Here is a 16,508-nt window from a genome sequence, read left to right on the forward strand (position 1 = left end):
ACTAGACAATCTCTTCGACATCCTCAAAATGCTCTTCATCATTAGAGACTTTGAAACCAGTCACTGACTCTTGCAAGGCGGCTGCCATCTCATTTAGCTCACCGACTGAGCGCGCGGTTGCCATCGTACCTGAAGAGGTTTGTGAGGTAATGCCTTGAATAATCGTCATGGTATTAGAGATCTGACCGGCAGATGCGGCCTGCTGCTGTGCAGTGTTTGAGATACTCTCAATTAGATCGGCCAAAGTATTCGATACCTGTTGCACCTCTTCTAGGGCCTCACCTGCATCTTTGGCTAAGCGAGCACCGCGGACGACCTCAGAGGTCGTTGACTCCATTGAAGTCACCGCTTCACTGGTATCGGCCTGGATGGTATTTACCAAAGTTTTGATCTGTTTGGTGGCGTTGGCTGAGCGCTCTGCTAGACGCTGTACTTCATCAGCAACGACCGCGAAGCCTCGACCAGCCTCCCCTGCCATCGATGCCTGAATAGCGGCGTTCAATGCCAGAACGTTAGTTTGATCAGCAATATCGTTAATCAAGCTAACGATATCCCCAATCTCTTGCGAGGACTCACCTAGACGCTTAATACGCTTAGAGGTTTCTTGAATCTGATCACGAATGACGTTCATACCTTCTATCGAACGCTGAACGACCTCTGCACCATTATGAGCAATCGCAACCGAGCGCTGGGCAACATTCGCCGACTCAGTAGCGTTGTTAGAAACTTGGTCAATTGAGATGGTCATCTCGTTAATCGCTTTAGAGACACTGGCAATCTCTTGCGTTTGGTTTTCAGAAGCCTCCACCAACTCGACGGCGTTAACCTGAGTTTGTTCGGTAGAGTTTGTGACTCGGTCCGCCGTCTCATTAATAACCAATACCAGCTCACGTAACTGCTCGATGGCAAAGTTAACAGAGTCAGCAATCGCCCCTGTAAAATCCTCTGATACCGTAGCATTCACTGTAAGGTCACCATCTGCCAAGTCGGCGAGCTCATCAAGTAAGCGCAAAATAGCCAGCTGGTTACGCTCGTTTTCTTCTTGAATCTGACTTGAGCGTTCTGATTCGACGTTGGCCTCTTGGCGACGACGCAGCGTTTCTTGCTCAATCAATAAGCGCTCATTGGCACTTCGTTCTTTAAGCAGCCGTGACAAAGCGTAAGCTGCCCCGATTAGCGCGACTATAAAGATAATAGCAGGCAAAGATATCAGCTGATTAAAATCAGTCACATATTGGCTGATTGAGGCCAGTGAGCTGACAAGCCATATCAAACAGGCCACACTCACTAAAGCAAAAACGGCTAATACAACTCTCCACTTGCTTGCAGCTTCTTTTACAGCTGGTGTTTGGTTACTGGCACCAGTATTAGGACTTTTTATAACATCACTCATCGTGCTTATTCCTTTCAAACCGTGGTCTAAGTTATATCATGACTGAATTGACTCATTGTGCGTGCTGAATCCACTCTTTGCTCTATTTATCTCGCTGTTAATATTTAATATAACGAGCGTACTCCAAAAACGATAGCCGCAAGCTTTAACGGTTAAAACTTGCAACCACACTTATATGGCGGCATCTATATAGCGCTTATCTTGCGCCAGTAAGCTTGGCATAAAAACAAACCAATCTTTTTCATCTTTGTGAAACTTACCATGATTATAAGGTGCAAAAGCTGAATCACTAGGCAGAGCTTCTGGCCGGTATTGATCTTGGGTGAACTGCTCAATGCCTAAGACTTTATCGACAATGAGACCGGAGAATACCGTATGATGATCGATGACCAATACCTTTCTTGAGCTGTCTTGAGCTGAGCTGCTTGGTGTCTGTAAGAACTTTGCCAAATCTGTCAGTGGTAACAATCGTCCACGTACATTGGCAATACCGAGTAGCCAAGGCTGAACTAACGGCATGCTAGTGTATTCAGGCATCGTCAGTATCTCCGCCACCTCACCTAGAGGCGCCACCAAACGCTGACCACTACTCTCAAACACCACCCCGCGCCAGTCATAGTCTTTTCTACCCTGACGACCGCTGCTGCGCGAATTAGCCAAATCAGCCAGACGCAATAGCTCAATAAACCCTCTAGAAGCCACAACTTACTCCATAACTTTACGAATAATGCGCATAAGCTCAAGCTCGTTGATAGGCTTGGTCAGATACTCGGTTGCGCCTTGACGCTTACCCCATACTCTGTCTGTTTCTTGACTTTTGGTGCTGATAATGACTACTGGTATATGCTTGGTCGTACGATCGCGAGTGATTTTACGAGTGGCCTGAAAACCATTCATCTCAGGCATGACGACATCCATCAAAATCACATCTGGTACATGCTCGGTAGCCATCTGATAGCCTTCGATACCATTAGTAGCCTCTATAACTTGAAAGTTATTTTTAGCCAATATATCGCGAAATTTTGCCATCTCAGACGGCGAGTCATCAATGACTAAAACAGTGGTCATGATTGCTTCCTTTGTAATGAGTATCCGTAGGATCTGTTATAAAAATTTGCCAAAATGAGTGGGAGTATAATCTATAAAACCCAAAAGCAATTAGCGATAATGACTGATAGCTTCAAATAGCTCATCTTTACTAAATGGCTTCGTCAAATACTCATCAGAGCCAACGATACGCCCGCGAGCTTTGTCAAATAAGCCATCTTTAGACGACAGCATAATGACGGGCTTATCAGCATAATTAGGGTTGTTCTTTATCAAAGCACAAGTCTGATAACCATCTAAACGCGGCATCATAATATCAACAAAGATAATATCTGGATTGTTATCTACAATTTTTGCTAACGCATCAAAGCCATCAATAGCGGTAATCACCTCGCAGCCTGCTTTTTTTAGCAAGGTCTCTGCGGTACGACGCATGGTTTTTGAGTCATCAATCACCATGACGGTTAGCCCTTCAAAATTACTGTCCATCATTACTATCCTATAAACTTTAAAATTACTATCTATAGCTTAGACTCTAGTTATAGCTAAGATGCTATAAAGGGTACTATAAATAGCTGATATTTTGCCTTATTATGCTGCTATTATTATCTACTTTGTTATTTTTTTTATAATTAGAGTCATATCAACTGTATAACATTCATACATTTATCCAAAACCAACTGTTGTAATATGACGGCAACCTAACTGTATTACTATAAGTGTGTAAGATAAGTTACCTATATAAGACGAAAGTTATCATTATTTTAATAATATACTAAACAAAGTATTAACAATACAAGATTGAATTGCAATTAATAAAACCGCCCAAGTCACTTTTTAGACACTTTAGCCTAAAATATGGCTCTATATTCCTTTTAACTTAGCTATTTGCTGTCAACGGTGACTGATATGATACGTTTTTCTTATCACAAAAATACTGCTTTATTTATCAGTATATTGCTAATGACAGCCTGTCAGCCGCCCGAAGATACGAGTCAATCGGCGATCGCGCAAAGTGAGCCGATGAGCGAGGACGCAAACTTATCTTTTATAGTCAATGACGATACCGTTACCTTATCTGCTGATAGTATTTTAAACCTTAAGTCCTCTCGTTATCAGCCAAGCCTTGGCCTACAAGGCGAGATAGAACCTATTAAACAATCAAAGTTTGTCACTGCCAAAGCAGTCACTGTACAACAGGTGCTGGTTCAACAAGGTCAATGGGTAGAAGAAGGTACGCCCCTATTTATCTTGGCGCTACAGGATATCGATGACAATAACATTGCTGGCAGCGCTGGATCACTGCCTCGTAATAACGAAGCTAAGAAGCAAGCTGACGATAGTGTAAATGCAGATAAGAAGCTAAGCGACAATATAAATGACAGTATCATTGCAAATACCACTGAAAACATTACTGACTCGTCGGGCGACAAAGCAACAAGTCGCGGTAACACTGATGGCCAACCAGCGCAGAAACCTGCTGTAAAAGAACCTAAAACTAAGCTTGCTGACACTGCTCAATCGCCAAACGTTGAGTCAAACCTTGGATTAAGTAACGAGACTGCTAGCGAACAAGGCGCGAAGCAAGCCAACCCGCAATCTGCCCCTACCCCTGCTACAGAAAGAGAAAAACAACCAGAGTCGCAGCCGAGCACACAAACAACAGCACAAAACGCTGCTATTATCGTTCGGGCCAGTTTTGCTGGACGAGTGACGACGCTGCCGGTAGCTAGTGGCGATAAGCTTGCAGCTGGTACGCTGCTGTTATCTTTAGCAGATGACACTCATTTGCAGTTTATTGCAACCCTGCCTATTCAAGCTGAACCACAGCTTTCTGTCGGTCAGAACGTCAATTTCAGTACTCAAAGCCATCCTAGAAAATATACCGGCCAAATCAGTAAGCTGAGCGTTGGCGATAACCCAAATAAACTAAAAGTTCATGTACAAGTATTAAAGAACGATGCCAGCCGCGAAGGTAGTCTTAAGGCAGGTATGATTGCTACAGGCCGCGTTAATTATGGTCAAATAGCGGTAGGTACTATCGTCCCTGAGCTCGCTATACACGATGCTGATCTGAGCGCTTTAAAACGGCCTCCTTATCAGCCCATAACACCGCTTACTGCAAACGTTTGGATCGTCAAGCAGGATCAGCGCTTGACTCGCCAGCCTGTCGAGATCATCGAATACAATCCAGACACAGAACAGTACCTGATTGCTGGGGTTAACAATGATAGCTTGATTTGTTTAGCCGATTTACCAGTGGAATCTGCAGGTAAAAAAGTGGTTATCTCTTAACGTTACCAATGCAGATTTTTTTGATCTTGCAGCTTTCAGTGACAGATCTGTCACTGATTGAAGCCGCTTCGTTGACGCCGTTTTGACTCCTTAATGCTTTAGTAAAGCTGCAGTTTTAAATAGACAGTTACATTGTGTAGAAATATTAACAAAGCGCGTCTTGTTTGCTCAGGTGCTTTTTTGGCAAACTGATGATTGGATATGAAGCTTAGGTAAAAACACTAAGTGCAAAACCTTAGGTATAAAATATCAGTTTCAAAATATTAGCCATTAAAGGTTAAGCGTAAAGCGTTGTCTTTAATAATAGCGCTGAATCAAAAGGTACGAAAGAGCTGACTATAAATAATAATGACGTAGCCCTTATAAAAGAGTACTTATTAAAATGATGGCAATATCTATATTAAGCATCTATCACTGAGAGTATTTTTAGGAGATGAACCATGAGTAAGCAAATTTTATTGATTGAAGATGATCCAGATTTGGCTGAGCTTATTAGCGACTATCTAACAATGAACTATTACGATGTCCATCATGCCGGTCTTGGTCAAGAAGGGTTAGATATTTTAGACACCAAAGAGCGCGATATTGATTTGGTTGTGCTTGATCTTATGCTGCCGGACATGGATGGTATGCAAGTCTGTCAAAGAATCCGCAGTAATAGTAATATCACCAATAAGGTGCCTATTATCATGCTTACTGCCAAAGGAGATACGACTGACCGCGTCTTAGGACTTGAGATGGGTGCTGATGATTATATCGCTAAGCCATTTGAGCCACGTGAGCTGTTGGCTCGTATTCGTGCAGTGATTCGTCGCCATGAGCAACCAAACCAAGCAGATAGTCAATCAGACAGCTTAACCTTTGGCCGTTTGAGCGTCTTTCCTGATAGCCATGAAGTCACTATCGACGATCAGCCGGTACGCTTGACGACGCATCAGTTTCAACTATTGCATTATTTTGCCACTCATTCAGGCAAAGTATTGAACCGCGAGCAGCTCTGGCAAGCGATGCCTAACGATGATAGCTCAGACAATATTGACCGCGCCATTGATGTACATATCTCGCGTCTGCGAGCGTTAATCGAAGACAACCCGCGTCAGCCAAAACGCATCATTACGGTACGCGGCGTTGGTTATCAATTTGCCACTGATCAGGTATGATATGCTTAGTATACGTATGCCTAGTATGCCAATAGCTATACACTTAGGATACATACTTGCCTGATAGTAGAGACTCTTTAATGCAGCAGCTCGGTTTTCGTTCTGTTTTTGCCAAGTTATTTGCCAGTGTCATGCTGGCACTTACCTTATTTGCAGTCGCTATGGTGCTGTTGACGCAGCTGGTGTACGATAAAGATGCAGGCATCCGCTCAGAAGTCTTAGCGACACAAATTCTTGGGCAGATAGATCCTTTTTTGAACGATTTGAATGTCGCTGTCAGCAAAGATAATCGCCTGCAAGCTCGCTTTATGCTAGCGGTGGTCAAAAAAAGCTTCGATATCTTTGATGAGTCCCTGCAAGCGAAGATGGGCTTATATGACAACGACGGTCATCTACTGATGCAGACGGACAATAGCGATCTGCCCTTGCTGCTACCTGAAGAACCCTCTTTGATGACTCGTGTTTTTCCCTCCTTTGCCGATACTCCGCCCAACCAGCAAGCGCAAGTCTACAGTAGCACAGGCTATACCCTATTATATGAGTCGCGCTTACCACCCAAAAAACCCGTACTTTCTGCCGTCCTTAACCTCTTTACTGGTACACTGCTGCTGCTAATGATTATGGCGGGCGTTCTTTGGTGGATTGCCCGGACCATGACTTGGCGAATCAATCAGTTAAGCCAGCAAATGATTCAATTGGGTGACGGCGACTTTAGCGTTCGGGTCAATGCTCGCGGCAATGATGAGATTGCTTCACTCGCGCATGGCTTCAATCAAGCGGCGCAAAAGATTGAGCATCTTATCAATGCTAATAACTTACTCTTAGCTCACGCTTCGCATGAGCTGCGCACCCCTATTACCCGTATCCGTTTGCAGATCGAGATGATGGATATGCTAGCAAGCGCGATGCCAAATGACATCAAAACCAAATTTGATAAACGCGCGCAAGCTATCAATCGCGACCTATCAGGTCTTAATGATTTGGTGGAGAGTATCTTATTAGTCAGCCGCTTGGACGCCGGTCATGTGCTGCAGCAAGTTGAGCGTCTAGATCTGTATGATTTAATCAATCAGGAGCGCCAGCACTATTCTGAAGCTACGCTAATTGGTGAACACTTAATTATCGATGGTCAATCGGCGATGCTGACTCACCTGATCCGTAACTTACTTAATAATGCGATGCTCCACGGCGTGCCTCCTGTTACCGTGTTTTTATATGGCGTGCAGCAGATCGAAGAGGCAGGCAACGTACCTGACTATCTGCTGCAATCGGTACTCAATAGTAGCTTTGCTGATTATGATAGCTTGGACGACAAGGATTATGAGACGTTAGATAACTCCAATCAGCCCCTAGGTAATGAGCTTGATCGTTTTATGAGCTCGCCTGTTGACGACCATACTTTTAGTAACTCGGCAGAGAAAGATACGCCTGCACCTCTGCCACCTATTTATCGTAATGGTGAGAGTATCGGCATTAATCCTATCAATGATGAGCTGTCTATAGACCATAACGGCGGCGCTGACATAGCCACTAACGAGGCAACAGACGCTTTGACACAAAGTCTCAAACAAACATCAGTATCAGCGCACTCGTCTATTATCGATAGCGTTTATCTCTCTTGCTCCGCGCAGATCACAGCTGAGCAGATAGATCATATGCAAAATGCAACTTGGCAAGCCGCCTCTAAGACACTTTTAGCTAATGGTGAGACCAGTGTCAAGAAAGGTGTCAGTCAACCTATGCCGCTTAGCCATGATTCTACTGAATTAGTTGCTAACGATAGCGCACTAAGAATAGCGGATGATAACGATAAGGCAGACGTAAAAACAGATACTGATGAGCGTAAGAGCGAGACAACGACCACTCCAAAAAAAGAAGGCTTATTCAAAAAACACCTCAAAAAAGCCAAAGCAGAGCCTGTGCGCCCTGCACCTAAATATGCCGTTCTCGCGGTGATTGATGAGGGCTCGGGTATCCCTGAAGATAAGCGCGAAGAGATTTTCAGCCCTTTTGTACGTTTGCAGCAAAAGAAGAAAGGCTCAGGCTTAGGGCTATCGCTAGTCTCACAAATCGTTAACGCGCATCAAGGCCGTATTTTGACAGATACTATCAACGGGCACACTCGTTTTTTGGTGGTGATACCGGTCAAGCATGATCCGCATTATAGCTATAAAGACAGTCAAAGCGTACAGCTTAACATCAAGCGCTGATCATAAGAGGTTATGAGCCTGGCAGCACTTGCCGCGGCTTGTCGTCCCCTTGCATGATTCCTCGTATTTGTACTGCACGATTGACAATTGCCTGTGCCATATCACTCAATATTATGCTATATTACCGCCCCTTATTCTATCGTTAACGCTAGTCCTTATTTACTTTATTCTCTATCAAATTTTGAGCATTCCATGAGTGACATGATCGTCCTAAATGATGTGACCAAAAGCTTTATGAGCGACCGCTCCATAAAAGGGGCCGATGGTAAGGCACATTGGTTTACTGCTGTGAAGCCGACCTCTTTGACGGTCAAACAAGGTGAGATCTTCGGTCTCATGGGCTATTCTGGCGCGGGCAAATCAACCCTACTACGCCTAATCAATATGCTAGAGCGTCCCGATAATGGACAGGTCATCATTGATGGTACGGATTTGACCACTTTAACGGCGAGCGATTTACGTATCGCTCGTCATAACATTGGGATGATCTTTCAGCAGTTTAATCTAATGTCGAATCGTACGGTCTTTGACAATGTGGCATTTAATCTAACAGTATCAGGGTATCCTAGTCGTGATATTCACAAACGCGTCATGGAGTGCTTAGCCATTGTCGATCTCACCGACCGCGCCAGTCATTACCCTGCGCAGCTCTCAGGCGGCCAAAAGCAGCGTGTCGGTATCGCCCGCGCGATTGCTCCGAGCCCTAAAGTATTGCTTGCTGATGAGCCTACCAGTGCACTCGACCCTGCTACTACCCGCAGCTTACTCACCTGCCTGCGTGATATTAATCAGCAGCTTGGGGTGACTATTGTCATTGTCACTCACGAGATGAGCGTCATTCGTAGATTGTGCGATCGTGCCGCTCTCCTGCACGAAGGACAGCTACTTGAAGTTGCTCAAGTCCGAGACGGTCTGATTCAAGCCACCACTCCGATAGGCCAAGGCTTAGTCCACGAAGATTAGCGATAACCTAATAAAGCAAGAGAAATAGATATGTTGACTGGTGCTGAATTATCCGCCTCGATTGATAAGTTACTGGCTCTAAAAAAAGAGATCTGGCAGGCAACCCTTGATACTTTTATTATGCTTGGTATCTCTACCACCGCGGCGGTGACTATCGGTGGACTCTTCGGCGTATTTTTATTTTTATCGAGTGACCGGCAGTTTTTACAAAACAAAGCATTATACGGAGTGCTCGGCGGCGTCACGAACTTTATGCGCGCTTTTCCGTTCGTAATTTTGATGATTGCGATGAGCCCTGTTACCAAAGCTATTGTCGGTACCGGTATCGGTCCGATTGCCGCTTCCTTGGTACTAGCTATCGCCGGCTCCTTTTATTTTGCGCGCTTGGTAGAACAAAACCTGCGCGAAGTCCCGCGCGGAATCATTGAAGCCACCGAATCTATGGGCGCTCGGCCCTTTACCATCATCAAAGTGCTCCTTAATGAGGCACGCTCAGGTATCGTATTATCAGTGACTATTTTGTGTATCAGCCTCCTCTCCTTTTCTGCAGCGGCTGGTATGATTGGCGGCGGCGGCTTGGGCGACTTAGCCATTCGTTACGGTTACTATCGCTATCAGACCGAAGTCATGGTGTTTATCGTCATCATGCTCTCTGTCATGGTCATCTCAATTCAAGCCTTTGGTAATTGGCTGGCGACGCGTTTAGATAAGCGCTAGTCTTAGCCTTTTTTGTCAAAGCACTATGATCAACGTTTATGGCCAACGCTAGTGCTAATAAGACGTTGATAAAAAGGAGTTATCGACTCTCACTGCTGAGCACAAGCTTATGAATAATACGCCACCTTTGATGCAGATTACTCATAAGCAAAACGCTTGACTTTATAAGGTACTAAAGTTACTTTTGTGCTCTTTTTATGCACAGGTTATTTAGCAGCATTGCTTGATTGTGAATACCCAACAGACTCTATTCTAATCATTTTTTTAATGACTGATGGACAAGCCGTGACCCCTAATGCATTTTTATTAAGGATAATTTATGAAATTAACAGATATCAGCCGCCAATTAGCGCTTGGACTTGCCACTGTCGGCGTCTCAGGCCTTGTATTAGTCGGCTGTAATAACTCCTCAGCGCCAGAAGCGACCAAAGAAGCGCCAACTAACGAGACTGCAGCGGCGACCGATATCGATCCTGAGCACAGCAAAATCACCATTGGTACCACCGAAGGCGACTTCGCTGACATGGTACGTAACCAAGTTAAAGGCTCACTTGAAGCGCAAGGCTATGAGGTTGAGCTCATTACCTTTACCGACTATGTCCGTCCGAACTTAGCCTTGGCTGATGGCGACTTAGATATCAATATCTTTCAGCATAAGCCTTATCTCGATACCTTTAAGACTGAAAACGACCTAGATTTGATCGAAGTCTTTCAGGTGCCAACCGCGCCGCTAGGAATTTATTCGGGTAAAAAGAGTGACCTACAAGACGCTTATAAGGGTATGAGCGTCTCAGCGCCAAACGATCCAAGTAACTTCGCTCGTGCGCTAGTGATGATGGATGATCTGGGCTGGATTACCCTAAAAGACAATATCGATCCGCTAACCGCAGCCAAAACAGATATCGCTGATAATAGCAAATACGATATCAATATCGTTGAATTAGAAGCGGCGCAGCTGCCACGCGCGCGCGATGAAGTGGACTTTGCCGTTATCAATGGCAACTATGCAACCGATGCTGGTATCGAGCTGACTGAAGCGTTATTCCAAGAGCCAAGCTTTAACTATGTCAACTGGTCAGCGATTAAGTCAGCTGACGCTGATAAAAAGTGGGTGAAAGATGTCACGAATGCTTATAACTCTGAAGCTTTCAAAGCGTACGCGCATGACTCTTTCCCAGGCTATAAATATCCAAAGATCTGGGATGCTAATGGCAACGAAGTGACCGCGACTGCTGGTACGGCGTCTGCTACTGGTAAAGTTGCTGCTGAGTAAGTTAAGCATTTTATTTTGGAATGACTACCGTTCAATTGCTTTAAGAGTATCGTAGCGCTACTTGAATGAATTTGACGCAGCATCAAAAAATAGCAGCACGCAGGTAAAATTTGCATCAGTAGCACATTCATATGTAAACAATTTTGTTTCAAGCAGATAACATGAGCAGCGCTCACTACTCTAGTAGTGGGCGTTTTTTTGATGCCTAGCTCTTGATTCATTTTCCGGTAAATCGCGGTTTATATGATCTCAAAATTTATATGTACAAATATAAAACCCTTTTACGAGTAAGGATTTGTAAATACAAAGACTCATTATTATCTATGTCGCTATGCCAATTCGGTTCTAGACTTTAAGAGACGTTACAAGCTGTTCGTACTTTGTAGAAAAGCGTCAGCTGCCCTTTCGCTTAGAGTCGCTTTTTTTTATAGTGGATAAACATTTTTGGCAACAAGGATAATAATATGAGCACAAAAAACTATACTATTCGCACGGCAGGACAAGCTAACATTCCAGTATTAGGACTAGGGACTTGGCAATCTACAGGTAACGACTGTGTTGAAGTCGTCAGCAAAGCGCTGCAGATGGGCTATGAGCACATAGACACGGCGCAAGCTTACGGTAATGAAAAGCAGGTCGGTGAAGGTATCAAGCAATCAGGCGTGGCTCGTGATAAGTTCTTTTTGACCACTAAGATCTTCCCAGATGATATGAAGTTTGAACCTGAGAAGCTAAAAGCCGCCGCCGAGCAATCGCTAAAAGATTTAGATACGGATTATGTAGATTTGCTGCTATTGCACTGGCCAGATGACCGTGTGCCTTTATCTGAGACCATTCCTGCACTGTGCGAGCTACAAAAACAAGGTCTGACTCGTCATATTGGCGTCTCTAACTTTAATATTGCCAACATAGTAGAGGCAAAAAAACACGCTGATGTGCCAATCGTCGTCAATCAAGTTGAGTTTCATCCGTTTATTAAGCAAGACAGCTTGCAGACCTTTTTGAATAATCATCATATTTTGTTAGAAGCTTACTCGCCCCTAGCGCGCGGTGATGTGTTCGATAATGAAGTGATTCAAAAAATCGCTGATAACCATAATGCCACGCCAGCGCAAGTCTCATTGGCTTGGATACTCTCAGATAAAGATCGCGTCGCTATTCCTAAGACCTCTAACCCTGAGCATCTGCAAGGTAACTTAGACGCCACTAAGATCGAGCTCAGTGCTGATGAGTTAGAGCAGATCGGCAAGTTGGCCCGTAGCGATGGCCGTAAAATCGAGCATCCTGACTACTCACCACAATGGGACGACTGATTTTAGAGGCTTTTTTCAATAGACTAATTACTCTTGAAAATAAAACCCTTGAACGCAAAAAAGCCACCGATATAAGTATTGGTGGCTTTCTTATTGCAGCGAACTGAGCTTTTAATATCTAAGTTTTTAATAGCCGTTTTTACTGCTGTAACGTTTCCGTTTTATGGATAGGCTCAGCAGGATTGTACTGCTCAGAGGCAGGAGCCAGACCCTTACGATTATTTTCTTTTAAAGACTCCGCCACCTCAACAGGCATATAATTTTCATCGTGCTTAGCCAAGACCTCACCGGCGACAAAGGTTTCGCCTTGCATTTTGCCCGTAGCGACAACGCCTGAATTTTCAGCGAATAAGTCTGGCAAGATACCTTGATAAGTGACCGGAACCGTCTCTGCAAAATCCGTGATAGCGAACTGCACACTTAAAGGGTCATCAGGAGCACGTTGTACGCTACCGGCGACGACCATACCACCTGCGCGAATACGCTTATTTTGCGGCGCTTCACCTTGAGCAATCGCAGTCGGATCAAAATAATAATCTGTTTGCTGTCCGATAGCATAGATGACGAGCACCACAGCGATAGCCGCACCTGCTAGCGTAAACATAACCCACATAAGCTTTTTACGTCGAACGGCGTTCATATCTTACCTCTTTTATAAAATAGCTATTTTGCGCAGTAAATCTTACTGTAGTCTATTCACTATAAAAATGTCATAGCGCTGCTGGGATGAATTTTAAGCAGCATCGAAAGATAACAGCACGCAAGTAAAATTTATACCAGTAGTAGCGCGTTCAAATTTATAACAACTTTATTTTGAGCTAACTATAGTAGCTTTATAACGTTTATATGGTAGCGTAGCTGGTACAAATCAATAAAACCGATAAAACCTGAGTAAACTGCTGCGGTCAAACCTAATCATTGGGAAACTACTGTCACTAAAGGGACTATACAGTCCTAAGGAATTCTGAGAAGTATTAAGAAGCGCTGGCAGACATTTTATTTGGTCGCAGCGCTAGGCGGCTTACTAGAATGGCGCTGCGCCTGACGCGCTTGTTGAATAGTTAACTGTTTTAGTAGCGTCTTTCTTTGCGCGCGGCTATAGAAAATAAAAGCCAAAACTAGGCCAACAGTAATCGCCCAGCAAGACCAAACAAAAACGCCATGCTCACCCATAGCAAAAAACTCCGAGAGGCTATAAAAGTAAGGCTGCATTTGTTCTCCTAATGTACTTTCAAGGTACTTTAAAACGTAAACTACAATAGCGCGATGCTAAAACACTCAGAACATTTTGATATTATTAACGTTGTTACTATTTAAGTTGCTACTATTTACGTTGATTGCGGATGTATTCTTTGACCCAAGCTTTGCTTTGATCGCGGTTTAAGATTAGGGTATTGGTCCGATAGATCGCAAGCGCTGCTACTAATAAATAGCTCCCTATCACCATGAGCAGCAATGGCAGCCACATGTCTGCTGACATTTTTGGCGCTTCGGTCAGCGTAAAGGTCGCGCCTTGATGTAGCGTATTCCACCACTCCACTGAGTACTTGATTATCGGCAGATTCACCGCGCCGACGATGGATAAAATGGCGGCGGCTTTACCGCGATTAGAGGTATGCTCAAACGCAGCAAATAACGCCATTACCCCTGCGTACAAAAACGCCAAAATCAGCATCGAGGTCAGACGCGCGTCCCACACCCAGTAAGTGCCCCAAGTGGGCTTGGCCCAAATTGAGCCAGTAAGTAAACTAATCACGCACAACAAAAACCCAAAAGGCGCGAGTGCTTGCGCCACTAAGCTTGCCGTCTTTATCTTCCACACCATAAAGATCACCCCTAATACCGCTAGGGCAAAATAGATGGAGATCGCAAGGCTGGCAGCAGGAACATGAATAAAAATAATTCGGTAGCTATTACCTTGCAGATAATCAGGCGGCGCAAAGGCCAAACCCCAAATACTGCCTATAGCCAGACAAATAGCCGCCAAAATACTAAGCCACTTCACCCAAGGCGAAAAGATACGAAAGAACTGCTTAGTCCCTACAGTAATCAAAAAACCTTGCCAAAGGCGCTGCCACACATTTGGCGATGAGACATTGTTGAGGTTGGGCATGGATTAGACCTATTACATAGCAAGTAAATGAAGCAGGCTTATGAGAGAGTAATCATTAACAAAGCTAGTAAGATAAACTAGCAACGATAAGCTAGTCATTATCACTAACGCCTTGTTTATAGTCGTTTTTTGCTCACCTTATCGTTGCTAGGTCACCAGCAAAAACGAGTATCCTCTATTATAGCAAAGTTAGCGCTTTTAACCACGCTGTAAACTCAAAGCCTAAACTTTCGCACAGCTCATCGCTAAAGCGCCTAATTGTTTTAATTCAGCCAAGACATTTTCAGCGTCATCGCAACCACCCAAGGCATTACCAGTAGGGAGATTATGCTACCCGCTAAGAGTAACGCCAAAATAGGCAAACCATTGAGGCCCGTCGCAAATAAGTCCACTGCACCCGTCGCAAAAATCAATACCGGTAGCTGCATCGGTAGCGCAATCAGAGGTACAAGCACCGCGCCGTTTTTTAGGGATAACGTTAAGCTACTGGCAATCGCTGAGAGCATCAGCAACATCGGACTACCAACGATAATCGACGCCATCAAGATACCCGCCTCAAACCAACTCAGGCCAAATAAAGGCACCGCTAATAAGCTCAGTAACGCCACAATGCCACTACTAAACAGCCAATGAATGGTGAGGCGCATCAGCACCCATAACGGTAGTGAGGCTTTGGCGACGACCAATTGCGCAAGCGTGCCGTTATCGAGTGCAGGCTTGAACAGTCCATCAACGCCCATAACTAAGGAGAGTAAAGCGGCAATCCACACCGCTGGCACTCCTAAGCGCTGCAATAGCTGCGGCTCGCTACCGACGGCAAGCGGAAATAAAGTCACAATCACCAAAAACAGTACTAATGGATATAACCACTGTACCGCGCCTTGCTGCTTGACTTGCCATTCACGACGCCACAATTGCATGAAGCTGATAGTGCGAGCAGCATTATTTATATCGCCAATATTAGCATCGCCATCATTATTGATATGACCACTATTTATATTTTGTATGCGGCTTTCCGTCATTCGTTACCCTTTATAGCCCTTTATCCTATACACCTAGCATCATATATTGAACATAACCCGTGCTATATATAAGCAATGTCTAGCATTGGTTGGCATCACTTAGCATTGTTTAGCATTGTCATTACTGCAAAACAGTCGTTACCTAAACCCATTACGGTATATCTAAATCTTCGTCATCTGATAAATCAGGCTCTAGTGACTCATGTTCTGACAAGTCAAGATACGCTGACAAGTCCAGCACTTGATTGGCCACATCGACGGCCTGATGACTGGTCATTATTATCGCTCCTCCTGCCGCGGCAAACGCTTGTAAGTGCTCTTGCATTCGCGCCACCATATCGACATCGAGTGCCGTAAACGGCTCATCGAGTAGCCACAAAGGGGTGACATCAGGGCTCAATAGGTAAAGGCGGGATAAAGTAATACGCCGCGTCTGCCCAGCGGATAAGTGGCTTGAGCTGATGGTCTCAAAACCCTGCAAACCCACCCAAGCTAAAGCTTCATCAATATCATAGACGCTTGGCGTTATACCATATAGATTAAGCAAAAAAGTTAGGTTTTGGGCCACAGTGAGATTGGGATGAATACCGAGCTGATGCGAGACGTATAATGGTTGCACTGGCAAACCTTGCTGACCTAGATAGTCTATGTGCCCTGTTAATACTGGCAATAGACCTGCTAGCTGCATCAGCAAGGTGGTTTTACCCGTACCATTAGCACCAATGAGATGACAAATATCGCCAGCTGCTAACTGCAGATCAACGCCCGCGCACAAAGGCGTCTCACCGCGTTGTACGGTCACATTGTTAAGCGCTAACACCGGCATTGTTTGAGTAGCACAAAAAGATGACACGTCCATCGAAACCTCTTATCTATTATTGCTTGAGTATTGTCTTAGCACAGTTCAATACTCAGGCTCGTAGCGATTTTAGCATTCGCTTGAGAAACGGTCTGTAATCTACAAACTGATTATAAACAATCCTCACAAGCATCTCGCACAAA

At 44.5% G+C, this 16,508-nt stretch carries 15 protein-coding genes and 1 pseudogene; 7 read left to right on the top strand and 9 right to left on the bottom strand.

Annotation, left to right across the window (positions count from 1 at the left end; all coding sequences use genetic code 11):
• Position 1 precedes the first annotated feature (1 nt).
• From W234_RS0103465 to pilG, 4 genes and pseudogenes are all read right to left on the bottom strand, one after another.
• A pseudogene (locus W234_RS0103465) lies at positions 2 to 1,051 on the bottom strand (methyl-accepting chemotaxis protein); the annotation flags it as partial.
• A gap of 513 nt (positions 1,052 to 1,564) precedes the next feature.
• Positions 1,565 to 2,095 carry a chemotaxis protein CheW gene (locus W234_RS0103470; RefSeq protein WP_025644772.1) on the bottom strand — a complete coding sequence of 177 codons (531 nt, stop codon included), beginning with the start codon at positions 2,093 to 2,095 and terminating at the stop codon, positions 1,565 to 1,567.
• 3 nt (positions 2,096 to 2,098) lie between these two features.
• Complete coding sequence (locus tag W234_RS0103475) at positions 2,099 to 2,461, bottom strand: response regulator (protein ID WP_025644774.1); 363 nt, start codon at positions 2,459 to 2,461, stop codon at positions 2,099 to 2,101.
• 90 nt (positions 2,462 to 2,551) lie between these two features.
• The gene (pilG, locus tag W234_RS0103480) at positions 2,552 to 2,929 is read right to left on the bottom strand and encodes a twitching motility response regulator PilG (RefSeq protein WP_025644776.1); all 378 of its coding nucleotides are present in this window, start codon (positions 2,927 to 2,929) and stop codon (positions 2,552 to 2,554) included.
• A gap of 420 nt (positions 2,930 to 3,349) precedes the next feature.
• On the opposite strand from pilG, the gene W234_RS0103485 reads away from it, so the two are divergent.
• From W234_RS0103485 to W234_RS0103515, 7 genes are all read left to right on the top strand, one after another.
• Entirely contained in the window at positions 3,350 to 4,735 is a 1,386-nt protein-coding gene (locus W234_RS0103485; RefSeq protein ID WP_025644778.1) for an efflux RND transporter periplasmic adaptor subunit, read from the top strand.
• Positions 4,736 to 5,175: 440 nt separating this feature from the next.
• Positions 5,176 to 5,895 carry a response regulator transcription factor gene (locus W234_RS0103490; protein ID WP_025644780.1) on the top strand — a complete coding sequence of 240 codons (720 nt, stop codon included), beginning with the start codon at positions 5,176 to 5,178 and terminating at the stop codon, positions 5,893 to 5,895.
• Positions 5,896 to 5,975: 80 nt separating this feature from the next.
• Positions 5,976 to 8,105 carry an ATP-binding protein gene (locus W234_RS0103495; protein ID WP_025644781.1) on the top strand — a complete coding sequence of 710 codons (2,130 nt, stop codon included), beginning with the start codon at positions 5,976 to 5,978 and terminating at the stop codon, positions 8,103 to 8,105.
• A 192-nt stretch (positions 8,106 to 8,297) separates the two neighbouring features.
• On the top strand, positions 8,298 to 9,068 hold the full coding sequence (locus W234_RS0103500; protein ID WP_025644783.1) for a methionine ABC transporter ATP-binding protein: 771 nt from the start codon (positions 8,298 to 8,300) through the stop codon (positions 9,066 to 9,068).
• A 30-nt stretch (positions 9,069 to 9,098) separates the two neighbouring features.
• Positions 9,099 to 9,785 carry a methionine ABC transporter permease gene (locus W234_RS0103505; RefSeq protein ID WP_025644785.1) on the top strand — a complete coding sequence of 229 codons (687 nt, stop codon included), beginning with the start codon at positions 9,099 to 9,101 and terminating at the stop codon, positions 9,783 to 9,785.
• A gap of 319 nt (positions 9,786 to 10,104) precedes the next feature.
• Positions 10,105 to 11,058 carry a MetQ/NlpA family ABC transporter substrate-binding protein gene (locus tag W234_RS0103510; RefSeq protein WP_025644787.1) on the top strand — a complete coding sequence of 318 codons (954 nt, stop codon included), beginning with the start codon at positions 10,105 to 10,107 and terminating at the stop codon, positions 11,056 to 11,058.
• 464 nt (positions 11,059 to 11,522) lie between these two features.
• Positions 11,523 to 12,371, top strand: a complete 849-nt coding sequence (locus W234_RS0103515) for an aldo/keto reductase (RefSeq protein ID WP_025644789.1) — start codon at positions 11,523 to 11,525, stop codon at positions 12,369 to 12,371.
• Between the two features lie 139 nt (positions 12,372 to 12,510).
• Here the strand turns inward: W234_RS0103515 and ccmE are convergent, their stop codons facing one another.
• The 5 genes from ccmE to ccmA form a co-directional block, all read right to left on the bottom strand.
• Positions 12,511 to 13,011, bottom strand: coding sequence for a cytochrome c maturation protein CcmE (gene ccmE, locus W234_RS0103520; protein ID WP_025644791.1), 501 nt, complete (start codon positions 13,009 to 13,011; stop codon positions 12,511 to 12,513).
• A gap of 356 nt (positions 13,012 to 13,367) precedes the next feature.
• Positions 13,368 to 13,583, bottom strand: a complete 216-nt coding sequence (gene ccmD / locus W234_RS0103525; RefSeq protein WP_025644793.1) for a heme exporter protein CcmD — start codon at positions 13,581 to 13,583, stop codon at positions 13,368 to 13,370.
• A 112-nt stretch (positions 13,584 to 13,695) separates the two neighbouring features.
• Complete coding sequence (ccmC, locus tag W234_RS0103530; protein WP_025644795.1) at positions 13,696 to 14,484, bottom strand: heme ABC transporter permease CcmC; 789 nt, start codon at positions 14,482 to 14,484, stop codon at positions 13,696 to 13,698.
• Positions 14,485 to 14,747: 263 nt separating this feature from the next.
• The gene (locus W234_RS0103535; protein WP_037058858.1) at positions 14,748 to 15,404 is read right to left on the bottom strand and encodes a heme exporter protein CcmB; all 657 of its coding nucleotides are present in this window, start codon (positions 15,402 to 15,404) and stop codon (positions 14,748 to 14,750) included.
• 253 nt (positions 15,405 to 15,657) lie between these two features.
• Positions 15,658 to 16,365: a heme ABC exporter ATP-binding protein CcmA gene (gene ccmA, locus W234_RS0103540; protein WP_025644802.1), complete on the bottom strand. Its 708-nt coding sequence runs from the start codon at positions 16,363 to 16,365 to the stop codon at positions 15,658 to 15,660.
• Between the last annotated feature and the right edge of the window lie 143 nt (positions 16,366 to 16,508).

Origin of the sequence: Psychrobacter sp. TB15 (assembly GCF_000511655.1) — a bacterium.
Classification (GTDB): domain Bacteria; phylum Pseudomonadota; class Gammaproteobacteria; order Pseudomonadales; family Moraxellaceae; genus Psychrobacter; species Psychrobacter submarinus.